At 71.0% G+C, this 23484-nt stretch carries 19 protein-coding genes and 1 tRNA gene; 18 read left to right on the top strand and 2 right to left on the bottom strand.

The genetic code is table 11. The annotated features are described in order from the left end of the window. The first annotated feature begins 10 nt into the window (after positions 1-10). From ABD817_RS09545 to ABD817_RS09500, 10 genes are all read left to right on the top strand, one after another. Positions 11-1396, top strand: a complete 1386-nt coding sequence (locus ABD817_RS09545; RefSeq protein WP_344917158.1) for a glycine--tRNA ligase — start codon at positions 11-13, stop codon at positions 1394-1396. Between the two features lie 401 nt (positions 1397-1797). Next, positions 1798-1971 carry a hypothetical protein gene (locus tag ABD817_RS09540; RefSeq protein WP_344917156.1) on the top strand — a complete coding sequence of 58 codons (174 nt, stop codon included), beginning with the start codon at positions 1798-1800 and terminating at the stop codon, positions 1969-1971. 62 nt (positions 1972-2033) lie between these two features. After that, on the top strand, positions 2034-3041 hold the full coding sequence (locus tag ABD817_RS09535; RefSeq protein ID WP_344917280.1) for an AAA family ATPase: 1008 nt from the start codon (positions 2034-2036) through the stop codon (positions 3039-3041). Further along, the gene (locus tag ABD817_RS09530; RefSeq protein WP_344917154.1) at positions 3041-3970 is read left to right on the top strand and encodes a DUF58 domain-containing protein; all 930 of its coding nucleotides are present in this window, start codon (positions 3041-3043) and stop codon (positions 3968-3970) included. The genes ABD817_RS09535 and ABD817_RS09530 overlap by 1 nt, the downstream gene beginning before the upstream one ends. Next, positions 3967-4914 carry a VWA domain-containing protein gene (locus tag ABD817_RS09525; RefSeq protein WP_344917152.1) on the top strand — a complete coding sequence of 316 codons (948 nt, stop codon included), beginning with the start codon at positions 3967-3969 and terminating at the stop codon, positions 4912-4914. The genes ABD817_RS09530 and ABD817_RS09525 overlap by 4 nt, the downstream gene beginning before the upstream one ends. Positions 4915-4924: 10 nt before the next feature. Next, a complete protein-coding gene (locus ABD817_RS09520; RefSeq protein ID WP_344917149.1) occupies positions 4925-5815 on the top strand; it encodes a S1C family serine protease in 891 nt (296 codons plus the stop codon). A gap of 82 nt (positions 5816-5897) precedes the next feature. Then, positions 5898-6569 (top strand): response regulator transcription factor, encoded by a 672-nt coding sequence (locus ABD817_RS09515; RefSeq protein ID WP_344917147.1) that lies wholly within the window; start codon positions 5898-5900, stop codon positions 6567-6569. After that, a complete protein-coding gene (locus tag ABD817_RS09510) occupies positions 6566-7786 on the top strand; it encodes a sensor histidine kinase (protein ID WP_344917145.1) in 1221 nt (406 codons plus the stop codon). The genes ABD817_RS09515 and ABD817_RS09510 overlap by 4 nt, the downstream gene beginning before the upstream one ends. Positions 7787-8032: 246 nt before the next feature. After that, on the top strand, positions 8033-10675 hold the full coding sequence (gene ppdK / locus ABD817_RS09505; protein ID WP_344917143.1) for a pyruvate, phosphate dikinase: 2643 nt from the start codon (positions 8033-8035) through the stop codon (positions 10673-10675). Positions 10676-10909: 234 nt separating this feature from the next. Beyond that, complete coding sequence (locus tag ABD817_RS09500) at positions 10910-12142, top strand: deoxyguanosinetriphosphate triphosphohydrolase (RefSeq protein WP_344917141.1); 1233 nt, start codon at positions 10910-10912, stop codon at positions 12140-12142. Between the two features lie 242 nt (positions 12143-12384). On the opposite strand, the gene ABD817_RS09495 is transcribed toward ABD817_RS09500, so the two are convergent. Next, entirely contained in the window at positions 12385-13263 is an 879-nt protein-coding gene (locus ABD817_RS09495; RefSeq protein WP_344917277.1) for a M23 family metallopeptidase, read from the bottom strand. A gap of 202 nt (positions 13264-13465) precedes the next feature. Here ABD817_RS09495 and dnaG point away from each other — a divergent pair, with 202 nt between their 5' ends. The 4 genes from dnaG to ABD817_RS09475 all read left to right on the top strand — a co-directional run bounded on the left by dnaG (position 13466) and on the right by ABD817_RS09475 (position 18728). Then, positions 13466-15316, top strand: a complete 1851-nt coding sequence (gene dnaG / locus ABD817_RS09490) for a DNA primase (RefSeq protein WP_344917139.1) — start codon at positions 13466-13468, stop codon at positions 15314-15316. Between the two features lie 152 nt (positions 15317-15468). Next, positions 15469-16605 (top strand): RNA polymerase sigma factor RpoD, encoded by a 1137-nt coding sequence (gene rpoD, locus ABD817_RS09485; RefSeq protein WP_344917273.1) that lies wholly within the window; start codon positions 15469-15471, stop codon positions 16603-16605. A gap of 363 nt (positions 16606-16968) precedes the next feature. Beyond that, positions 16969-18270 carry an MGH1-like glycoside hydrolase domain-containing protein gene (locus ABD817_RS09480; RefSeq protein WP_344917137.1) on the top strand — a complete coding sequence of 434 codons (1302 nt, stop codon included), beginning with the start codon at positions 16969-16971 and terminating at the stop codon, positions 18268-18270. Then, on the top strand, positions 18267-18728 hold the full coding sequence (locus ABD817_RS09475; RefSeq protein ID WP_329092175.1) for a hypothetical protein: 462 nt from the start codon (positions 18267-18269) through the stop codon (positions 18726-18728). The genes ABD817_RS09480 and ABD817_RS09475 overlap by 4 nt, the downstream gene beginning before the upstream one ends. Positions 18729-18887: 159 nt before the next feature. On the opposite strand, the gene ABD817_RS09470 is transcribed toward ABD817_RS09475, so the two are convergent. Next, the gene (locus ABD817_RS09470) at positions 18888-19199 is read right to left on the bottom strand and encodes a YtxH domain-containing protein (RefSeq protein WP_344917134.1); all 312 of its coding nucleotides are present in this window, start codon (positions 19197-19199) and stop codon (positions 18888-18890) included. A 169-nt stretch (positions 19200-19368) separates the two neighbouring features. Here ABD817_RS09470 and ABD817_RS09465 point away from each other — a divergent pair. The 4 genes from ABD817_RS09465 (at position 19369) to ABD817_RS09450 (ending at position 23457) form a co-directional block, all read left to right on the top strand. Continuing rightward, positions 19369-19444, top strand: a tRNA-Asn gene (locus tag ABD817_RS09465). Between the two features lie 284 nt (positions 19445-19728). Beyond that, complete coding sequence (locus tag ABD817_RS09460; protein WP_344917132.1) at positions 19729-20946, top strand: nitric oxide synthase oxygenase; 1218 nt, start codon at positions 19729-19731, stop codon at positions 20944-20946. A gap of 235 nt (positions 20947-21181) precedes the next feature. After that, on the top strand, positions 21182-22357 hold the full coding sequence (locus ABD817_RS09455; RefSeq protein WP_344917130.1) for an agmatinase family protein: 1176 nt from the start codon (positions 21182-21184) through the stop codon (positions 22355-22357). Further along, entirely contained in the window at positions 22357-23457 is a 1101-nt protein-coding gene (locus ABD817_RS09450) for an ABC transporter substrate-binding protein (protein ID WP_344917128.1), read from the top strand. The genes ABD817_RS09455 and ABD817_RS09450 overlap by 1 nt, the downstream gene beginning before the upstream one ends. The last annotated feature ends 27 nt before the right edge of the window (positions 23458-23484 follow it).

Below are 23484 nucleotides of genomic sequence, written 5' to 3'. Positions count from 1 at the left end.
ATTCTCCCTTATGGCACGCCGTACGGACATCATGGACACCATCGTCAGCCTCGCCAAGCGGCGCGGTCTTGTGTATCCCTCCAGCGAGATCTACGGCGGCCTGCGCGCGTCGTGGGACTACGGTCCGCTGGGCGTGGAGCTCAAGAACAACGTGAAGCGGCAGTGGTGGAAGACCGTGGTGCAGGGGCGTGACGACGTGGTCGGCCTCGACTCCTCGGTGATCCTCGCCCGCGAGGTGTGGCAGGCCAGCGGCCACGTGGAGACCTTCACGGACCCGCTGACCGAGTGCCAGTCGTGTCACAAGCGCTACCGGGCCGACCACCTCGAAGAGGCCTACCAGGAGAAACACGGCAAGCCCGCGGCGGGCGGCCTGGCCGACATCACCTGCCCCAACTGCGGCACCAAGGGCGCCTTCACCGCGCCGAAGCAGTTCAGCGGCCTGCTGAAGACCTACCTCGGCGCGGTCGAGGACGAGTCGGGTCTCGCCTACCTGCGCCCGGAGACCGCCCAGGGCATCTTCATCAACTACCTCAACGTGCAGCAGTCGGCACGCAGGAAGATCCCGTTCGGCATCGGCCAGATCGGCAAGTCGTTCCGCAACGAGATCACCCCGGGCAACTTCATCTTCCGCACCCGCGAGTTCGAGCAGATGGAGATGGAGTTCTTCGTCAAGCCGGGCAGCGACGAGGAATGGCACCAGTACTGGATCGACGAGCGCTTCCGCTGGTACACCGACCTCGGCATCAACCAGGACAACCTGCGCATCTATGAGCACGCGCCGGAGAAGCTGTCCCACTACTCCAAGCGGACCGTCGACATCGAGTACCGCTTCAACTTCACCGGCACCGAGTGGGGTGAGCTCGAGGGCATCGCCAACCGCACCGACTTCGACCTGACCGCGCACGGCAAGGCCTCCGGCACCGACCTGAGCTTCTTCGAGCAGGACACCGGCGAGCGCTACGTCCCGTACGTGATCGAGCCGGCCGCCGGTGTCGACCGCGCCACGCTCACCTTCCTGATCGACGCCTACACCGAGGACGAGGCGCCCAACGCCAAGGGCGTCATGGAGAAGCGCACGGTCATGCGCCTCGACCACCGGCTCGCGCCGGTCAAGGTCGCGGTGCTCCCGCTGTCGCGCAACGCCGACCTGTCGCCCAAGGCCAAGGACCTGGCGGCCCAGCTCCGCCGCCGGTGGAACGTCGAGTTCGACGACGCGGGCGCGATCGGCCGCCGCTACCGCCGCCAGGACGAGATCGGCACGCCGTTCTGCATCACCGTCGACTTCGACACCCTCGACGACCAGGCGGTGACCATCCGCGAGCGCGACTCGATGGCCCAGAAGCGCGTGGCCCTCGACCAGGTCGACTCCTACCTCCGTCAGCACCTCAACGACTGAGGCCCGCCCCGCCCGATCGGCCACGGCCGGTGACCCCCGCACCCGGGGGTCACCGGCCGTCGTCGTTCCCCTTCGGAACAGTTCCCCTTCGGAACAGTTCCCCTTCGGAACAGTTCCCCTTCGGAACAGTTCCCCTTGGAATGGTTCTCCCCGGCGCGGCTTCCCCGGCAGGAGTTTCCCGGCCCGGTCCTCCCGCCGGGCCGCTCGCGCCCGTCTCCTCCACACCGGCCCTCCTCCACACCGGCTCTCCTCCGCGCCTCGCTCGGCCGGGGGCCGCCCGGCTCGGCCGGGGGCCGCCAGGAGCCGCCGGGCGAAAGACGAGATAAAAAGCGGGCTTACAGCGGTTTTCGGAGGCCTTTGATGACATCAGGGTGATCGTTCGTTCAACGAAGGGGAGAACGATGGCGCGCGTATCACCTTGGAAGACCGTACCGGGGGTCGTGGCCCTCGGCGGGGCCGTCTTCCTGCTCACGGGAAGTGCCGCTCACGCCGACCCGCGACCCGCCCACGACGCGATCGAGCTGCGGCTGCTCGTCGACGACTGCCCCGCCTCGACCTCCGCGATCGCCCCGTGACCGGGTACGGCGAGCACGTGAGGGAGATCCCGCCAGGCACGGACGGCGGGGCGGAGAGGGCGCTGGAGCGGACGGAGCGGGGGGAGAGGGCGCCGGAGAGCGCCGTGCTCGGGCGGGCGCTGTTCGAGGTCAAGCGGGTGATCGTCGGTCAGGACCGGATGGTCGAGCGCCTGCTCGTCGCGGTCCTCGCCCGGGGGCACTGCCTCCTGGAGGGCGTTCCCGGCATCGCCAAGACGCTGGCGGCCGAGACGCTCGCGGGCGTCGTGGGCGGCTCGTTCGCCCGGATCCAGTTCACTCCCGACCTGGTGCCCGCCGACATCGTCGGCACCCGTATCTACCGGCCGTCCACGGAGAGCTTCGACATCGAACTGGGGCCCGTGATGGCCAACTTCGTGCTCGCCGACGAGATCAACAGGGCTCCGGCCAAGGTCCAGTCGGCGCTGCTGGAGGTGATGGCCGAGCGCCAGGTGAGCATCGGCGGACGCACCCACCCGGTGCCCGCCCCGTTCCTGGTCCTGGCGACCCAGAACCCGATCGAGTCCGAGGGCGTCTACCACCTGCCGGAGGCCCAGCGGGACCGCTTCCTGATGAAGATCGACGTGGGATACCCGAGCGAGTCGGAGGAGCTCGCGATCCTCTACCGGATGAGCACCGGCCGTCCGGTCTCCCGGCGGGTGCTCGACTCCCCACGGCTGCTGGCGCTCCAGGCAGCCGTGGACGACGTCTTCGTCCACCACGCCGTCGCCGAGTACGCGGTCCGGCTGGTGTACGCGACCCGGGAGCCGGCGCGGTTCGGGCTGGCGGACGTCGCACCGCTGCTGGCCTTCGGCGCGAGTCCCCGGGCGACGCTCGGCCTGGTCGCCGCGGCCCGCGCGCTGGCGCTGCTGCGCGGGCGCGACTACGTCCTGCCCGAGGACGTCGCGGACCTGGCCGGAGACGTGATCGCGCACCGGCTGGTGCCGTCGTTCGACGCGCTGGCCGACGACGTCTCCTCGCGGCACATCGTGGACCGGGTGGTCGCGGCGACCCCGATGCCCAGGATCGCCCCCGGGCAGGGAGAGGCGGCCTGATGCGGCACCTGCTGTCCGAGCGGGTGCTCCGGCGGCTGGAGCTGACGGTCGTCAGGCGTCTGGACGGGCTGCTCCAGGGGGACCACCGGGGGCTCACCCCCGGCCCCGGTGGCGAGCTCGCCGAGGCGCGGCCGTACGCGCCGGGTGACGACGTGCGCCGGATGGACTGGAACGTCACCGCCCGCACGGCGGAGCCGCACGTACGCGACCTGATCGCCGACCGGGAGCTGGAGACCTGGGTGCTGCTCGACGCCAGCGCCAGCATGGACTTCGGCACCGCGCTGATGGAGAAGCGGGAACTCGCGCTCGCCGCCGTCGCGGCGATCGGTTTCCTCACCGAGCGGACGGGCAACCGCGTCGGGGCGCACCTCCTGCACGGCGGTGAGGTCCGGCGGTTCCCCGCCAGGAGCGGGCGGCCGCATCTCATGGCGCTGCTCGGCGCCGTGTTCGCGCTGCCGCGTACCGTGCCGGGCACCCCGGCGCCGCGCGTCGGCCCGGCCGCCGACGACCTCCGCCGCGTCGTGCGCCGCCGCGGGCTCGTGGTCGTCGTCTCGGACTTCCTCGATCCCCCGGAGACCTGGGAGCGGCCGTTACGCCATCTCGCGCTCCGCCACCAGCTCCTCGCGGTGGAGGTCGTCGACCCCAGGGAGCTCACCCTGCCCGACGTGGGCGTGCTCACCCTCGTCGACCCGGAGACCGGCCGCCGCAGGGAGGTCTCCACGGCCGGAGGCCGTCTCCGCGAGCGCTACGCCGAGGCCGCCGCGGGGCAGCGGGCGGCCATCGCGACCGCCCTGCGCCGGTCGGGGGCCGCGCACCTGCGTCTCGGCACCGACCGGGACTGGGTCCGCGACCTGGTCCGTCACGTCGTGCTCCAGCGCCGCCTGGCGCGGGCCCGCGGGGTGAGTGGCGCGAGAGGTGGTGTGGCATGACGTTCCTGTCCCCCGTCTGGTTGTGGCTGCTGGTGCCCGCCCTGATGATCGCGGTTCTCTACGTGGTCATGTACCTGCGGCGCAGCCGGTACGCCCTGCGGTTCACCAACCTGGACCTGCTGGACAAGCTGGCGCCCAGGAGGCCGGGGTGGCGCAGGCACGTGCCCGTCACGGCGTTCATGGGGATGCTGGTGCTCCTCGTCGTCGGGTTCGCGCGGCCGACGGCCGAGGTGCGGGTCCCGAGGGAACAGGCGACGATCATCGTAGCGTTCGACGTGTCGGCGTCGATGCAGGCCACGGATGTGGCGCCCAACCGGTTCGCGGCGGCGCGGGAGGCCGCGCGGCGGTTCGTCGCGGACCTGCCTCCCCGGTTCAACCTCGGCCTGGTCACCTTCTCGTCCTCGGCCTCGGTGAGCGTGCCGCCCACCGCCGACCGGGCGGCGGTGCTGTCCGCGATCGACCGGCTCACCACGGACTCCGGCACGGCCATCGGCGAGGCGGTGTTCTCGTCCCTGGACGCGATCGACACCCTGGAGGACGGCGAGGGCGGGGAACGGCCGCCCGCCCACATCGTGCTGATGTCCGACGGGTCGAGCACCATGGGGCGTTCACCGGAGCTGGCGGCGCGGGAGGCGGCCTCCCGGCGCGTACCGGTCTCGACCATCGCGTACGGCACCTCCGAGGGCACGATCCAGATGGGCGGCCGGGACACCGCGGTGCCGGTGGACGGCCCGGCGCTGCGCGAGCTGGCCGAGAGTACCGGCGGGGGTTTCTACGAGGCGGCCTCCGGCGGCGAGTTGCGGGCCGTCTACGACGACATCGGCAGCTCGGTGGGCTACCGGACCGAGCGGCAGGAGATCTGGCCGTGGTTCGTCGGGGTGGCCCTGCTCGGCGCGGTCGTGGCGGCCGGAACCTCCCTGTTCTGGTTCTCGAGGATCCTGTGAGGAGTCGGCCATGGTGACATCACACGATCGGCTCCCGGGCCTCGGGCGGCCGCGGGGTCCCGGTTTCGCCCCGGGGGACCCACCCCCGGCGGCGCCACCGAAGGAGACCGGCCCGCCACCGGGCCCGGCGGCCACCGCGCGGAGGGCGGGGGCGGGACACGTCCTGGTCGCCGCGGCGCTCGTCGCCGTGGTCACCGGTGGCGTGGCGGGCGTCGCGGGGGCCCGGCTGGCAGGGGCGGGGGAGGCTGCCCCCGTGGCGCTGCCCCGGTCCACTGCGGGCCCGTCCGGTCCGTCCGGCCCGGCGGGGGTCGCGGGCGGCCTCAGCGGTACGGCGGCGAAGGTGCTGCCGAGCGTCGTGTCGGTCGAGTCCGGCCGGGGCTCGGGCTCCGGCTTCGTGATCGACGGCGCCGGGCACCTGCTCACCAACGCGCACGTCCTGGCCGGTGGCACGAGCGTCACCGTCGTGCTCAGCGACGGGCGGCGCCTGCCCGCCACTGTCGTGGGCACCGACGAGGCGTACGACCTCGCGGTGCTCAGGGTGGACGACGCCCAAGGGCTGGTCCCCGCGGAGCTGGGGAGATCCGCGGACGTCGCGGTGGGTGACCAGGTGCTGGCCATCGGTTCCCCGCTGGGGCTGGCGGGTACGGTCACCGGCGGCATCGTCAGCGCCCTCGACCGTCAGGTGAGGCTGGGCGGGAGCGGGCAGACCGCGTTGCAGACCGACGCCTCCATCAATCCCGGCAACTCCGGAGGCCCGCTGGTCAACGCCCGGGGCGAGGTGATCGGGGTCAACACCGCGATCGCGACGCTCTCGCGGCGGGGGGCCGGGTCGATCGGCATCGGCTTCGCCATCCCGATCGACCGGGCGGCACCCGTCGCCGAACGGATCATCCGGGAGTGACCGGAAGTGGACAGACGTGAACGAAAGCGCGAGACGGCGGTGGCATCCGCGTTTCCGGCCGCACACGACCTAGGTTCGTACCATGCGACTGCTCGTTGTCGAAGATGAGGAAGATCTGGTCGACGCCCTGCGGGTGGGGCTCGTCCGGGCCGGGTACGCGGTCGACGTCGCCTACGACGTGGCCCAGGCGCGAGAGAAGCTCCAGGTCAACGCGTACGACTTGGTCCTTCTCGACCTCAACCTGCCCGGAGGCGACGGCTTCGAGGTGTGCCGGGCACTACGCGGCACCGACCAGGGCCAGGCCGTGCGGATCATCATGGTGACCGCGCGGGACCGGCTGGACGACCGGGTCAGGGGGCTGGACGAGGGCGCCGACGACTACCTGGTCAAACCGTTCGCCTTCCCCGAGCTCCTGGCCCGCGTCCGCGCGCTGCTGCGCAGGGAGCCGGGCGGTGGCACGGCGATCCTTCAGGTGGGGGCGCTGCGGCTGGACACCTCCCGGGTGGAGGCCCATTCGAGCGGGCGCGAGCTGGGACTCACCCCGAAGGAGTTCGGGGTGCTGCACTACCTGATGACCCGCCCCGGACACGTCGTCTCCGCCGAGGAGCTGCTGGAGCACGTCTGGGACGAGCACACCGACCCGTTCACCAACACCGTGCGGGTGACGGTGGGGAACCTGCGGCGCAAGCTCGGCGCCGACGCCGTGATCGAGACCGTGGTGAGCAAGGGCTACCGGCTGCGGGAGGACACGTGAGACTCTCCAGACTCTCCTTCGTCCAGACGATCCGCTTCCGGTTGACCGTCCTGTACTCCAGCCTGCTGTTCCTGCTCTCCGCGCTGGTCATCGGCCTGCTGTACGTCGCCGTGGCCAGGAGCGCCGAGGAGCGGCCCTACACCGTCCAGCAGGCCAAGCTCTACAGCGTCGACACCGAGCGCTACGTGGGCAAGGCCCCCGTCGTCGAGCTCGCCGAGGTCGAGAACGCGGTCAACCTGCTCACCCTGCGGACCCTGCGCGACTACTCGCTCCTCACCCTGGGCGGGCTCTTCCTGGCGAGCTTCGGCATCGGCTGGGTGCTCTCCGGCCGGGTGCTGCGCCCGGTGCGCTCGATCACCAGGGCCGCCGCCGAGATCCAGGGCACCGACCTGTCGCGGCGGATCCTGCTCACCGGGCCGAAGGACGAGCTGCGCGACCTCGCCGACACCGTCGACACCATGCTCGGCCGCCTGGAGGGCGCCTTCCTGGCGCAGCGGCAGCTGATCGACGACGCCTCCCACGAGTTGCGCAGCCCGCTGGCCATCATCCGGGCCAACGTGGACGCCGTCCTCGCCTCGCCCGACAGCACCGAGGAGGAGCGGATGCGCGCGGTGGCCATCGTGGACCGGGCCACCACCCGGATGACCCGCCTGGTCGAGGACCTGCTGGCGACCGCGCGCCGGTCCGCGCCCGCGCTGGCCGACGCCGAGGTGGACGTGGGGACGCTGGCCGCCGAGGCGGCCGAGGAGTTCACCACGCTCGCCGCCGGGCGCGGGCTCTCGATCCGCAGGGTGCTACCCGCCGGGCTGCGCGGGGTGGGCGACCACGACGCCCTGCGCCGGGCCGTGGGCAACCTGCTCTCCAACGCGGTACGGCTCGCGCCCGCCGGGAGCGAGGTCGTCGTGGCGGCGGGAAGCACCGGCGGCTGGATCTGGGTGGCGGTGCGCGACGCCGGGCCCGGGGTGCCCGAGGACGACCACGCGCGGGTGTTCGACCGTTTCTGGCGCGGCCAGACCAGCCGCCGCGACCGGCACAGCGGGCTGGGCCTGGCGATCGTCCGCCAGATCGTGGAGTCGCACGGCGGGCACGTGCGGCTGTTCTCCCGGCTGGGCGCGGGGAGCGTGTTCGTGCTGTGGCTGCCGTCCGGCGAGGGCCCCGCGGAGGGGGAGGTTCCCGACCTGAACCCCCTCGCCGAAGCGGGCCTCGCGGGTCGCTGAACCGGCCGTGAACGGGGTTGAATGCCAGGGAAATTGGTTTATACCAATTGGTGTAAACCAATTCTTTGGGTGATCGATATCACCTCGTATTTGGTCTTGATTTGAATTGGATTAGACCGGTTTACATGCTCTGAGCTGCGATAATGCTGTGTCACCTGGTGGGTGCCGTTTCGTTGTCCTGTTCGTCGGTAGAGTCCGGAGAGAGGCGGAACCAGACGTCGTTTTGAAGTCGCAGAAGGAGCAACCGTGCCGAAGTACGTTTACGACTTCACCGAGGGCAACAAAGATCTCAGGGATCTGCTCGGCGGTAAGGGAGCGAACCTCGCCGAGATGACCAACCTCGGGCTGCCGGTGCCCCCCGGCTTCACCATCACCACCGAGGCGTGCCGCGGCTTCCTCGCGAACGGGACCCCTCCCGAGGGGATGCAGGAGGAGGTCTCCGAGCACCTGGCCGCCCTGGAGAGCGCGATGGGCCGCAAACTGGGCCAGGCCGACGACCCGCTCCTGGTGAGCGTACGCTCCGGGGCCGCGTTCTCCATGCCCGGCATGATGGAGACCGTTCTCAACATCGGGCTCAACGACGACTCGGTCCACGGGCTGGCCAAGCAGGCGGGCGGCAACGAGCGCTTCGCCTGGGACTCCTACCGGCGCCTCATCCAGATGTTCGGCAAGACCGTCCAGGACATCGACGGCGAGCTCTTCGACAACGCCCTGGAGGAGCTCAAGGGCGGCCGCGACGACCTGGAGCTGGAGGCGGCCGACTTCAGGCGCCTGGTCGCGACGTACAAGGAGATCGTCCACGCCAAGACCGGCGAGGACTTCCCCGCCGACCCCCACCTGCAGATGCGCATGGCGGTGGAGGCCGTGTTCGCGTCGTGGAACGCCCCGCGCGCGGTCCTGTACCGCCGCCAGGAGCGCATCCCGGCCGACCTGGGCACCGCGGTCAGCGTCTGCTCGATGGTCTTCGGCAACCGCGGCATGGACTCCGGCACCGGGGTGGCCTTCACCCGTGACCCCGGCACCGGCCAGCAGGGCGTGTACGGCGACTACCTGCAGAACGCCCAGGGCGAGGACGTGGTCGCGGGCATCCGCAACACCATGCGGCTGCAGGAGCTAGAGGGCATCGACAAGCCCGTCTACGACGAGCTCATGCGGACCATGAAGACGCTGGAGGACCATTACCGCGACCTGTGCGACATCGAGTTCACGGTCGAGCGCGGCAAGTTGTGGATGCTCCAGACCCGGGTGGGCAAGCGGACCCCGGGCGCCGCGTTCCGCATCGCCGTGCAGCTCGTCGACCAGGGGGTGATCGACCTGGACGAGGCCGTGACCCGGGTGACCGGCGACCAGCTCGCCCAGCTCATGTTCCCCCGCTTCGCCGACGACTCCGGCAGCAAGGCGATCGCCATGGGGATGAACGCCTCGCCGGGCGCGGCCGTCGGCAAGGCCGTCTTCTCCACGGCCAGGGCCGTCGAGCTCGCCGGACAGGGAGAGGCCGTCATCCTGGTCCGCCGCGAGACCAACCCCGACGACCTGGCCGGGATGATCGTCGCCCAGGGCGTGCTGACGAGCCGTGGCGGCAAGACCTCGCACGCCGCCGTGGTCGCCAGGGGCATGGGCAGGACCTGCGTCTGCGGCGCCGAGGAGCTGGAGGTCTCCGCCAGGGACCGTACGTTCACCACGGCCTCCGGCCTCGTGGTCTCCGAAGGAGAGGTCATCTCCATCGACGGCACCAGCGGGGCCGTCTACCTCGGCGAGGTGCCGGTGGTCCCCTCCCCGGTCGTGGAGTACTTCGAGGGCTCGGGCGACACGGACGACGAGCTCGTCCGCGCCGTACACCGGATCATGTCCCACGCCGACGAGGTGCGCCGGATGGCCGTGCGCGCCAACGCCGACACCGGCGAGGACTCCGCCAGGGCGCGCAGGTTCGGCGCCCAGGGCGTCGGGCTCTGCCGCACCGAGCACATGTTCCTCGGCGAGCGCCGCAGCCTGGTCGAGGACCTGGTGCTGGCCACCTCCGCCGAGGAGCGCGAGCGGGCCCTGGCCGCGCTGGAGCCGCTGCAGAGGGAGGACTTCACGAAGATCTTCCAGGCGATGGAGGGCATGCCCGTCACGATCCGCCTGATCGACCCGCCGCTGCACGAGTTCCTGCCCGATTACACCGAGCTGTCGGTGAAGGTCGCCGTCGCGGGGGACGCGGCGGAGGAGAAGGACCGCGCGCTCCTGGCCGCGCTCAAGCGGCTCCACGAGGAGAACCCGATGCTGGGCCTGCGCGGCGTACGGCTCGGCCTGGTCATCCCCGGCGTGTTCGCCATGCAGGTCCGGGCGATCGCGGCGGCGGCCAAGGCCGTGCCCGGCAGCCGCCCGGAGATCATGATCCCGCTGGTGGCCGCCGTCCAGGAGCTGGAGCACGTCAAGGACGAGACGCGGCGGATCCTCGAGGAGACCGGCGTCGACGCGCTGATCGGCACGATGATCGAGGTGCCCCGCGCTGCGCTGACCGCCGGGCAGATCGCCGAGGCCGCCCAGTTCTTCTCCTTCGGCACCAACGACCTGACCCAGATGACCTGGGGCTTCTCCCGGGACGACGTCGAGGCCGCGTTCTTCTCCAAGTACCTGGAGCTGGGCGTCTTCGGCGTCTCCCCGTTCGAGACCCTGGACCGCGACGGCGTCGGCGGGCTCGTCGAGATCGCCGTCGAGCGGGGCCGCGCGACCCGTCCCGACCTGAAGCTGGGCATCTGCGGCGAGCACGGCGGTGACCCCGACTCGATCCACTTCTGCCACCAGGCCGGTCTCGACTACGTGTCCTGCTCGCCGTTCCGCGTCCCGGTCGCCCGCCTGGAGGCCGCCCGCGCCACCCTGGTGTGCGGCGGCTCCGACACCCGCTGACCCCCGTCCACTTCGCGGGGTGCCTTCTCGGGCACCTCGCGGAGCCGGTCCCCGCGGCCCGCCCCACCCTCACCGGGGCGGCCGCGGGCCCGGTAGACACCACGCCCGTGCGGGCGGTCGTGCTCCCGGCGCGCCGCGTGGACGGGCGAGGAACGGCGGCACATGCCCGATAACCAGGTGTTTTCCCGCTGTTCGGCATGGCCGGGGCCTTTCGCGGATAAAATCAGGGCACTTATGCATGGCTACGATGATCACGATCAGGTCAGGTGGGTGCCGGAACCACCCGGCAACCCCGGCAGAAGCCCGTTCGAGCGCGATCGGGCGCGGGTGCTGCACAGCGCCGGGCTGCGGCGGCTCGCCGCCAAGACCCAGGTCGTCGGTCCTGGAGAGACCCTCGGCAGCGGCCAGCACATCCCCCGCACCCGGCTGACCCACTCCCTGGAGTGCGCGCAGATCGGCCGTGAGATGGGGGAGACCCTCGGCCGCAACCCCGACCTGGTGGAGACCGCCTGCCTGGCCCACGATCTTGGCCACCCGCCGTTCGGCCACAACGGGGAGACGGCGCTCAACGAGCTCGCCGCCGGGTGCGGCGGCTTCGAGGGCAACGCGCAGAGCCTGCGCCTGCTGACCCGGCTGGAGGCGAAGGTCGTCACCGAGGACGGCCGCAGCGCCGGGCTCAACCTCACCCGCGCCTCCCTGGACGCCGCGGTCAAATACCCGTGGACCCGCGAGAGGAGCGCCAAGTACTGCGTCTACGACGACGACATGGCGGTCTTCGAGTGGATCAGGGAGGGCGCACCGGAGGGGCGGGTCAGCTTCGAGGCCCAGATCATGGACTGGGCCGACGACGTCGCCTACTCCGTCCACGACCTGGAGGACGCCCTGCACTCCGGCAGCGTGGTGCTGGAGGCGATGCGCGATCCGGCGGAGCGCCGCGAGGTCTGCGCGACCACCCGCGAGTGGTACGCCCCCGACGCCGAGCCCGGCGAGCTGGAGGACCTCTTCTGCCGCCTGATCACCCAGCCGCTCTGGCCCCGCCACTTCGACCGCTCACTCGCCGACCTCGCCGCGATCAAGGGGCTGACCAGCTCGCTCATCGGCCACTTCTGCAAGTCCGCCGAGATCGCCACCCGCGAGGCGTACGGACCGGCGGCCGGGCGCTACAGTGCCGACCTGATCGTGCCCAGGGCCACCCGGCTGGAGTGCGCGCTGCTCAAGGGGGTCACGGCCCACTACGTGATGACCAGCGACGCGCACAACGCCAACCAGGTCAGGCAGCGCGAGCTGATCCACGACCTGGCCCACCACATCATGCTGGGCGCCCCCGGGACCCTGGAGCCCGCGTTCAGGCCCGCCTTCACCAGGGCCGCCGGTGACGCCGGACGGCTCCGCGTGGTCGTCGACCAGATCTCCTCGCTCACCGACACCTCCGCGGTCGCCTGGCACCGCGCCCTGGCGGGCCGCTGACGGGGTCGTGTCGCGCTCGCCGACACCTCCGGGACCGCTGGTCCGCCTGGGCCGCTGACCGTGTCGCGTTCGCCGACACCTCCGGGGTCCGCCTGGGCCGTCGGCCGGGCCGTGTCACGTTCCCAGCGCCTTCGTGGTCGCCCGGCACCGCGCCCCGGCGGGCCGTCGGCCGGATCGTGTCGCGTCCCCGGCACCCGGCCCGGCCGGTGACGTGGACGGGACCGTGTTGTCGCGTTCCCGGTTCAGGTAGCGCCGTTCAGCGGGATCTGCACCGGCTCCTGCGGACGCTCCGGCTTCTTGGTGGGCTTCTTCGTCGGCGTCGGCTGCGGTTTCGACGCGCACAGGGTGAAGCAGCGGGGAGCCGCCCCGGTCTGGTTCATCACGGCCCGCATCTCCTCACTGGGGGAGAGCGTGGGATTGCCCTTCAGCCAGGCGTCCAGGTAGTTCCAGGGCTTGACCATGCCCCGGCGCACCCACCACATCGAGGGGGAGGTCTTCCAGGAGATCGCGAAGTAGAGGTTGCTCGCGGTCGAGCGGGCGTTGCCCGAGTTGCCGATCTGGCCCAGGACCTGACCGGCGCTGACGCGCAGTCCCGGCCTGATCCCCAGGGCGATCTTGTCCAGGTGGCCGCCGAGGTAGCGGACGCCGTCGTCGCCGATGACCGTGACGAACCGGCCCTCACGGTCGGCGCCGCGATCGGTGGAGGGCGCCCACCGGTTCTTGACGTTGACCTCGTCGACCACGCCGTTCACCGGAGAGACGAACGAGCAGCCCTTGCCCGCCCAGATCGTGGTCTTGGGCAGCACCAGGAGCCTGCTCTCGTAGGTGACCGAGCAGCCCTTCACCGGGAAGACGTAGGTGTGCTTGGAAACCTTCGGCGGCGGGACCTGCACCGGAGGGTCGGCCTTGGGGCGGTCGACCGCCGTCCGGGGGACGGGGGTCGGGGTCGCCTCGGGCATGGTCGCGGTGACCGACGAGGCCGGTGACCCGGACGCGGACTCCGCTCCGGGGGTTGGGACCGCGGTGCTGATGCCCGCCACCCCGCCCGGCGACGCACAGGCCCCGGTAACGAGCACCGCGCCGGTCACGGCGGCCAATCGTGCTATGTGCCCCGATCGCATGATCTCCACCCGCGTACATTATCGAGAATCCGCCTTTACCTTTGTAACCGACGTCCCGGTTGGTCACGACCACTTCGGGAAAGTCCTCGTTCCTCCTGTCCCTCCCGTCCCGGTGGTGGCACTCCGGCCCGCCGGAGGATCGGAGCGGGGCCGGGCCGGCTCCTCGCGCCGATCTGTCGGAAGGCCGGACTAGACTCGCGGCGTGGCAGGCCGGATCAGTGATGAGGACATCGCGCTCGTACGGGAGCGCTCGCCGATCGCCGACATCGTGGGGGAGCACATCCAGCTCCGCAACGCCGGCGGCGGCAACCTGAAAGGGCTCTGTCCCTTCCACGAGGAGAAGAGCCCGTCCTTCAACGTGACCCCCACCCGGGGTTACTGGTACTGCTTCGGCTGTGCCGAGGGCGGCGACGTCATCACCTTCGTCCGGCGCCTGGAGCACCTGTCGTTCGGCGAGGCGGTCGAGCGGCTGGCCAACCGGGCGGGCGTCCAGCTCCGCTACGAGCAGGGCGGTTACGTACCCGGGCGCGAGCAGGGCGAGCGCATCCGCCTGATCGAGGCGCACCGGGCGGCGGCGGAGTTCTACGTCTCGAAGCTGTCCGCCCCCGACGCCGCGATCGGGCGCAGGTTCCTGTCGGAGCGCGGGTTCGAGCGGGTCGACGCCGAGCGCTTCGGCGTCGGGTACGCCCCCGCCGAGTGGGAGGCCCTCTCGCGGCACCTGATGGCCCGGGGCTTCACCACCGCGGAGCTGATCAAGGGCGGGCTGGCCAAGGAGGGGCGGCGCGGCCCGATCGACCGCTTCAGGGGACGGCTGGTCTGGCCCATCCGCGACATCACCGGCGACGTCATCGGTTTCGGCGCACGGAAATTGAACGACGCCGAAGACGGACCGAAATACCTGAACACCCCGGAAAGCCCGCTCTACAAGAAGAGCGAGGTCCTCTACGGCGTCGACCTGGCCAAGCGCGAGATCTCCAAGCGCTCCCAGGCCGTGATCGTCGAGGGCTACACCGACGTGATGGCCTGTCACCTGTCGGGTGTGCCGACGGCGGTCGCCACCTGCGGCACCGCGTTCGGCGAGGAGCACATCAAGGTGCTCCGGCGGCTGCTGCTCGACCAGTCGGGGTCGCACGGCGAGGTGGTCTTCACCTTCGACGGCGACGCGGCGGGCCAGAAGGCGGCCCTGCGCGCCTTCGCCGACGAGCAGAAGTTCGTCACCCAGACCTTCGTCGCGGTGCAGGCCGACGGCCTCGACCCGTGCGACCTGCGCGTCAGGCACGGTGAGGCGGCCGTGCGCGACCTGATCGCCGGGCGGGAGCCGCTGTTCGCGTTCGCCATCCGCAGCGTGATCTCCCGCTACGACGCGAGCACCAACGAGGGGCGGCTCTCCGCCCTCGACGCCGCCGCCCCGATCGTGGCCGGCATCAAGGACAGGTCCCTGCGCCAGCTGTACGCCGTCGACCTCGACCGGTGGCTGGGTTTCAACAACGAGCGCTTCGTCCTCGACCGGATCACCGAGGTCTCCGCGGCGGCCCAGCCGGGCGCCCAGCGCCCCGCGGGGCCGCGTAAGGTCGCCGACCTCACCGACCCCGGCGTCCGGACCGAGGCGGAGGTGCTGCGGCTGGCCGTGCAGCGTCCCGCGCTGCTCGGCCCGGGTTTCGAGGCGCTGGGGGCGGAGGCGTTCACGCTCGCCGAGCACGTGGCCCTCTACCGGCTGATCGTCGACTCCGGCGGCACCGCCACGGCGGGGCAGGGCGGACGCGAGTGGGTCGACCTGCTGCTTCGCGGGGCCGAGGAGTCCCTGCGCGGGGTCGTCACCCGGTTCGCCGTCGAGGAGCTGCGGGCCGATCTGGCGAGCGAGGAGCGCTACGCCTCGGCCATGCTGGCCGCCCTGGAACTCGTCTCGGTCTCGCGGGCCATCGAGCGGCTCAAGTCGAGAATGCAGCGGACGAACCCGGTCGACGAGCAGCAGGAGTACAACCGGCTCTTCGGAGAGCTGGTCGCGCTGGAACAGCAGCGGCGCGTGCTCAAGGATCGCACGGCCGGGAGCTGACGGCGTAATTGGCATTAATATCCCCGGGCTGATTACACCAAACCCGAATAAGGTCTCGATCCGATAATGATCGTGGCCTTACCTCCGGTGACAAAAATAGGTCTGCCATTTGGGGGACCCAATACAGCAGACTGTCTCCCGTGGGTGCATCGGTGCTGCCAAGTGGGCCGCCATCGGTAGACCAGGTGGCCGACCTCGTCACGAAGGGAAGAGAGCGCGGAAGCGTCACGGTCGATGACGTGGCCGCCGCTCTCGACAAGTCCGAGCTGCCGTCCGACGCGCTCGAACGCGTCGTCCGCATGCTCGCCGAGCAGGGAGTGGAGGTCCTTGAGCCCCAGGGCGACGAGGAGCCCGCCCGGGTCGATGAGGAGGATGTCGGGAAAAGGGCCCCGACCAGCGATCTTGTCCGCATATACCTGCGGGAGATCGGTCGCGTGCCGCTGCTCACGGCCGAGGAGGAGGTGGAGCTCGCCAAGTCCATCGAGGCGGGCCTGTTCGCCGAGGACAAGCTGACCAGCGTCGTCTCGCGTCTGGTCTTCCCGGAGTTCAAGGAGCTCGCCTGGCAGGGCACGCGGGCCAAGCAGCGGCTGATCGAGGCCAATCTGCGACTGGTCGTGTCAATCGCCAAAAGATATGTGGGACGCGGGATGCTGTTCCTGGATCTCATCCAGGAGGGCAACCTCGGGCTCATCCGGGCGGTCGAGAAATTCGACTACACCAAGGGCTACAAGTTCTCCACATATGCCACCTGGTGGATTCGCCAGGCGATCACCAGGGCCATCGCGGACCAGGCGCGCACCATTCGGATTCCGGTGCACATGGTCGAGACGATCAACAAGCTGGTACGGGTGCAGCGTCAGCTCCACCAGGACCTCGGCCGCGAGCCCGCGCCCGAGGAGATCGCCCTGGAGATGGACCTGCCGATCGACCGGGTGATCGAGATCCAGCGGATCGCCCAGGAGCCGGTCTCGCTCCAGTCGCCGATCGGCGAGGAGGACTCCGACCTCGGAGACTTCATCGAGGACGCCGACGCGGTCGTGCCGATGGAGGCGGCGGCCTTCATCATGCTGCAGGACCAGCTCGACGACATCCTCGCGACCCTCTCCGATCGTGAGCAGCGCATCATCCAGCTGCGCTTCGGGCTCGCGGACGGGCACCCGCGGACCCTGGAGGAGGTCGGCAGGGAGTTCGGCGTGACGCGCGAGCGCATCCGGCAGATCGAGTCCAAGACCCTCGCCAAGCTCCGGCACCCGACGCGGGCGCAGATGCTTCGCGACTACCTCGACTGAGGAGCCACACGGCGCGGGCCCCGGGAACCTCCGTTCCCGGGGCCCGCGCCGTTCTGCGGCCTCGCCGTCGTGATCGTCGGGGAACCCCTTTTCGAGCCCGTTCCGCGGCCCGCTCCTGGCCCGTGCCGATCGCCCGGGAGCCCCCCGCGTACGTCCGGTTTCGGGCCGCGCCGTTCTCACCGACCACCCGGGGCCCGCGTCGTTCCGGCGGTTCCGTCACCGGGGACTACCGTTGCCGCGATCATCCGGAGGCCCGCGTCCTCCGGGTTCGCGCCCGTTCCGGGAGCCACACGTTACCCCTGTTTGGTGCATTCGAGGCGGACCGGACTGTTTTCCTGGCCGATACAAGCGCAGACTGGGCGGATGGAGTCGCGAGCGGCGGTCGACGACGCCGCGCTCGGGCGCGAGGCATGGGCCGTGCTCGACGCGAACTGGACGGGGTCCGCGACCGTTCCCGCGCCCGGCCTCTACCCCCACCAGTGGAACTGGGACTCCACCTTCGTCGCGATCGGCCTGGCCCGCTGGGACACCCGCAGGGCCGGAACCGAGCTGATCAGCCTGCTGGCGGGGCAGTGGGGCACCGGGATGGTGCCGCACATCGTCTTCCACCCCGTCCACGCGGAGGGCTACTTCCCCGGCCCCTCGGTCTGGCGCTCCCGGGACCACCCGGCCTCTCCCCACGCCGTGTGCACCTCCGGGCTGACGCAGCCGCCGCTGCACGCGCTGGCCCTGTGGTGGATATGGCGGCACGCGGCCGACCGTGACACGGCCGTGGCCCTGGTGCGGCGGCTCTACCCGATGCTGGTCGCCCAGCACGACTACCTCGCCACCTCCAGGGATCTCGGCGGGGGAGGGCTCGCCGCGATCGTGCACCCGTGGGAGTCCGGGATGGACGACAGCCCCGCCTGGGACGCGTCGCTGGAGGCGCTGCCTCCGGTCCGCCACGCCTACCGGCGGAGCGAGGAGCCCGCCGACCGGCGTCCCGACAGCCGCCACGACCGCTACATGGCGCTCGCCCTGGGCTACCGGGACTCCGGCTACGATCCGGCCTACCTGCGCGACGAGCACCCGTTCGCGGTCGAGGACCCGATGTTCAACGGGATCTGGCTCGCCTCCTGCCAGGCCCTCACCGAGCTGGCCCCGGTGGCGGGCGCGGACGCGGGCCCGTACCGGGAGGCGGTGGAGCGGATCCGTTCGGCGCTGCTGGAACGCCTCTGGGACGACGGCGTCTTCCGCGCCCGCGACCTGCGTGAGGGGCGGCTCAGCCCCGTGTGCACGATCGGCTGCTTCGGGCCGATGCTCGACCAGGGGATGCCCGGCGAGCGGGTCGCGGAGCTGGTGAGGGTGCTGGAGTCGGCCCGTTTCATGGGGGCCGCCGGATATCCGGTGCCGAGTTGCGAGATCCGCGCCCAGCAGTTCGACCGGTCCTGTTACTGGCGCGGGCCGTCCTGGGTGAACGCCAACTGGCTGCTGCGGCGGGCGGCGGCCGTGCACGACCTGCCGGCGCTGGCGCGGGTGCTCGGCGCGGGCACCCTGCGCCTCGTACGACAGGCGGGTTTCCGCGAGTGCTTCGACCCCTTCGACGGCAGCGGGCGGGGCAGCCGGGACTTCTCCTGGTCGGCGGCGCTCACCCTCGACCTGCTGGCGGATACCGTGGAACGGTGAAGCTCTTCAATCGCATGCCCTCCGAGGTCCGCGCGGCCGTCGCCCCGGGCGACCGGGTGCTCGCCTACGCCGAGGGTCCAGACGGCTACGTGATCGCCGCGGACAAGGCTCTCTACCTGGGCGGTGAGCGCCTGCCCTGGTTCCGGGTGGATCGCGGGGTGTGGGACGAGGAGGGGCTCACGGTCGGCACCACCGACGGGCGGTCGCACCGGGCGCTGCTGCCCGAGCCCGGCCGGATCCCCGAGGCCGTGCGGGAGCGGGTGACCGCCTCGATCGTGGTCAACCAGTACGTCCCGCTGGACGCGCGAGGGGGAGTGCGACTGGTGGCGAGGAAGGCCGACGCCGACCGGCTGATCTGGGAGTTCGTCTTCGACTCCGGCCTCGACCCGGACGACCCCGGCCTGCGCGCCCTCGCGGAGCAGGCGCTTGAGGAGACACGCCGGAGCTTCGGCGTCTGAGATCCCGTACGAGCCGAGGCCGTGCGAGTCCGTCCGTTCCTGGCTGAACCGGGCTTCCGGGGGGATCTACCGCGGACACGCGAAAGGCCCCCTGAGGGGCCTTTCGCACCGACGGGCCGTTCCCGGCCCGTGGGTGCCGACGGGGTGGCGGCAGGAAGATCAGTAGGGCGCGTTCGTCCTCTGGTTGTCCGGCCAGCCGGTGCCCGTGTCGTCGTGCTCCTCACTGTGCCAGCCGTTGGCCGAGCGCAGGAACGGCAGCCGGTTCCTGGCCACGTCGCTCACCTTGTTCCTCGCCACGCCCGTCGCCTTGGAGACCTTGGCGCCCATCAGGCCGGCCGTCTCCTGTACGGCGGGGTTGTCGGAGACCCGCTGGGCCATCCGCTTGATCTGCTCGTACCGTTCCCGGCCGGCGCGGCTTCCCAGGATGTAGCCGACCGCGAATCCCACCCCGAGCATCAGTCGATAACGCATGTCCACCTCCACAAGCATGTTCCGCGGACCCTGTCCTTGATCACTCGCGGATCGCCTCGTCTCGCACCTACCCCGGAGTATCGATGCGACACACACCCATGGAGTGCGCTAATCTATTCCTGCGCCGCAAGGAACGGGGGACACCCGGTCCGACCAGCGCAAAGCGCAATCCCGTGTAGCTCAATCGGCAGAGCAGCCGGCTGTTAACCGGCAGGTTATAGGTTCGAGTCCTATCGCGGGAGCCAGTTGAAAGGCCCCGGAAGCCCAGCTTCCGGGGCCTTTCGCCGTCTTCTGGCCTGTTTTAGGCAGCCCCTCGCGTTCCGATTCGCCGGACAAAACCTGGTGAATCACAGAAAATGAGGAGCGCCGCGCCCGGTGCCGCTGTGATCTTGGCTGATCTTGGCGAGCGAACCGGTGCGCGGTTGCCGCGGACAACAGCGATCGCAGCGGGGAAGGGCCGCCGCGTTCAGGGCACCGCGCCGCCCGGAACGGTCGTCGTGCCCGTGAGCCACAATTGGTGGTTTTTTCTGTGCTGACCTGGCGAAGGTCCCGGCGGCGTGCGCCGGATCCGCTTTACGACGTTCCCGGGGTCCCAGGGGTCACGAGCGTCCCCGGCGGTGTCTCCGAGGCGCCCCCGGTCGACGTGGCGGCCGAGGACTACCTCAGGCTGTTCTACACGGAGAATCCCGGGGCGGGGGTCCTGCGGGAACGCCTGCGCGAGGTCCGGCAGGAGATCGCCAGGACCGGGACGTACACGCACACCCCCGGCGAGCTGATCTTCGGCGCCAGGGTGGCCTGGCGCAACAGCGGCAGGTGCATCGGACGCCTGTACTGGCGCTCGCTGCGGGTGCGCGACCGGCGGCACGTCACCACGGCCGAGGGGGTCGCCGTCGAGTGCGTGAACCACCTGCGGGACGCGGCGCCGGGCCGCCGGATCCGCCCGACGATCACCGTGTTCCCCCAGGACCGGCCGGGGGTCCCGGGGCCGAGGATCTGGAACGAGCAGCTCATCCGCTACGCCGGGTACGCGATGGAGGACGGCTCGGTCGTCGGCGACCCCCGCTACACCGGTTTCACCGCGATGCTGCGTGAACTCGGCTGGCCCGGCGGTCCCGGAAGCCCCTTCGACGTCCTGCCGCTGGCGGTCTCGATGGGGGACGGGCCGCCGCTGCTGTCCACGATCCCCGGTGACGCCGTGCTGGAGGTCGCGCTCTCGCACCCCGACTACCCGTGGTTCGAGCAGCTGGGACTGCGCTGGCACGCGGTGCCGGTCATCTCGAACATGTGCCTGGAGATCGGCGGGATCTGTTACCGGGCGGCCCCGTTCAACGGCTGGTACATGGGCACCGAGATCGGCGCCCGCAACCTGGCCGACGTCGACCGCTACGACCTGACGCCGGTGATCGCCCGGCGCATGGGGCTGGACACCGGAAGCGACCGCTCGCTCTGGCGGGACTACGCGCTGGTGGAGCTGAACGTGGCGGTCCTGCACTCCTTCGAGCGGGCGGGGGTGACGATGACGGACCACCACACCGAGTCCAGGCGTTTCCTGACGCATCTGGAACGCGAGGAGAAGGAGGGACGCGTCTGCCCGGCCGACTGGACCTGGATCGTGCCCCCCATGTCGGCCTCGGCCACACCGGTCTTCCACCGCTACTACGAGGACCGGCTGCTGTCGCCGAACTTCGTCCACCACCCCGACTCCCTGGCGCGCGCACTCGGTCACCGGACCGCAACGGGGGGTTAATCCAGGGGAAACGTACCGGCGATGCACTTGCAGTGACCCACCTCATGGTGGGGCGCACCTAGGGTTCCGCCGCCGCCGACGCCGGGCGCCACGACCGTGAGGCCGTACGGCGTCGGCGCGGGACTGGTCCGAGAGGTGCAGGCGGCCGCGCGGCCGTTCCACGGCGGGACAAAAGCCCGGGAGGCCGGCCGATCCCGGCTGCCCTCCGGCCGGGTTCCGAGCTGATCGGAGCTCCATGCACTGGCACCCGTCCGCTTCCGACCCCGCCCGTCAGGGCCCCTCCGGCGCGGCCCCCTCGGGTCCCGGCCGGTACGGCCCCGAGGCCCGCTTCGCCGTCGACCGCGAGGCCGAACTGCCCACCACCAACTGGGAACGCGAGGTCGCCTGGGCCCTGGAGGTGGGCCTGCAGGGCGCCGACTCCATCGTCGACCGGCGCATCCCGACCTTCTCCCGGGGGGAACTGCCGCACTTCGCGGGGATCAACACCTTCCTCAAGGCCCCGTACGTCGAGGACGTGCGGCGCTGCGGCGCGTACGACGTGGCGATCCTGGGCGCGCCGTTCGACGGCGGCACGACCTACCGCTCGGGCACCCGCTTCGGCCCGCAGGGCATCAGGAAGATCTCCGCCCTGTACGGCCCCTACAGCTTCGAGCTGGGGGTGGACCTGCGCGAGTCGATCACGATGGCCGATCTCGGGGACGTGTTCACCATCCCCGGCAACATCGAGAAGACCTTCGACCAGATCTCCAAGGCCGTCTCGCACGTCTACTCCAGCGGGGCGTTCCCGGTCGTCCTGGGCGGTGACCACTCCATCGGGTACCCGACCGTGCGCGGTGTGGCCGAGCACCTGTCGGGCAACCTCGGGATCATCCACTTCGACCGGCACGTGGACACCCAGGAGACCGACCTCGACGAGCGCATGCACACCACGCCGTGGTTCCACGCCACCGACATCCCCAACGTGCCGCCGCAGAACCTGGTGCAGATCGGCATCGGCGGCTGGCAGGCGCCCCGGCCGGGGGTGAAGGTCGGCCGCGAGCGCGGCACCACGATCATGACGGTCACCGACTGCGTGGAGATGGGCATCGAGGCGGCGGCCGAGCGCGCGCTGGAGGTCGCCTGGAAGGACGCCGAGGCCGTGTGGCTCTCCTTCGACGTCGACTGCCTGGACGCCGCGTTCGTCCCCGGCACCGGCTGGCCGGAACCCGGCGGCTTCCTGCCGCGCGAGGTCCTGAAGTTCATCCAGATCATCGCCGACGCGGCGCCGCTGGCCGGGATCGAGGTCGTGGAGTGCTCGCCGCCCTACGACAACGCGGAGATCACCTCGCTGATCGCCACCCGTGTCATCTGCGACACCCTCGGCTGCCTGGTCCGTTCCGGGCACCTGCCCGCGAGGAAGGGAGCCTCCTGATGCTCCGCCGCCTGCTCGTCACCCTCCGCCCACCGGTCCTGTCCCGCCCGCTCGGCCTGCTCCGTTCGCTCCGGTCGCCGGTCTCGTTCCGTCTGCTCGTGCCGCTCGGCCTGCTCGCCGCCTGCGCGGCGTGCGCGTCCACGCCCGGCGGGGCCGCCGAGCCCGCGTCCGGCGCGTCCGGCGCGTCCGGCGGGAAGAAGACCCTCACGCTGGGCTTCTCCGCCTGGCCCGGCTGGTTCCCCTGGCAGGTCGCCGAGGAGAGAGGGCTCTTCGCCAAGAACGGCCTCGACGTCGAGCTGAAGTACTTCGACAGCTACACCGACAGCCTGACCGCGCTGGCCACCGGCAACGTCGACGCCAACAGCCAGACGCTCAACGACACCATCGCCTCGGTGTCCGGCGGGGCGAAGCAGACGATCGTGCTGGTCAACGACAACTCCACCGGCAACGACCAGATCATCGCCAGGTCCGGCATCTCCACGGTGGCCGACCTGAGGGGCAGGATCGTCGCGGCCGAGCAGGGGACGGTCGACCACTACCTGCTGCTGCTCGCGCTGCGGAAGGCGGGGCTGACCGAGAAGGACGTCACCTTCAAGGCGCTGCCGACCGACGCCGCCGCCGCGGCCTTCAAGGCGGGCCAGGTGGACGCGGTCGGCGTGTTCGCGCCCTTCACCACCACCGCCCTGGAACTGCCCGGTTCTGCGGCCATCGCCACCTCCAAGGACTTCCCCGGCGCCGTCCCCGACCATCTGGTGGTGGCCGCCTCACTGGTCGCCGAGCGGCCACAGGAGGTACAGGCCCTGGTGAAGACCTGGTTCGAGACCCTGGAGTGGATCGCCGCCAACAAGACCGCCGCCACCGCGATCATGGCCAAGCGGGCGGGGGTGAGCGAGGCCGACTACGCGAGCTACGATGCGGGGACCACGATCTTCTCCCTGGAGGACAACCTCGCCGCCTTCGAACCCGGTGACACCGGCGACCACCTCGGCCACCAGGCTGCGCTGATCGCGAGGTTCCTCGTCGACTCGGGCCTGGCCGACACCGAGCCGTCGCTGGAGGGCCTGTTCGAGCCGAAGTTTGTCAGGAGCCTCAAGCCATGAGCGTCATGAACGTCCTGGGAGCGGGAG

It is taken from the genome of Streptosporangium oxazolinicum (genome assembly GCF_039537505.1).
Classification (GTDB): Bacteria; Actinomycetota; Actinomycetes; order Streptosporangiales; family Streptosporangiaceae; genus Streptosporangium; species Streptosporangium oxazolinicum.
The sequence above is the reverse complement of the archived record's forward strand: the minus strand, read 5'-3'. Positions and strand labels throughout refer to the sequence as shown.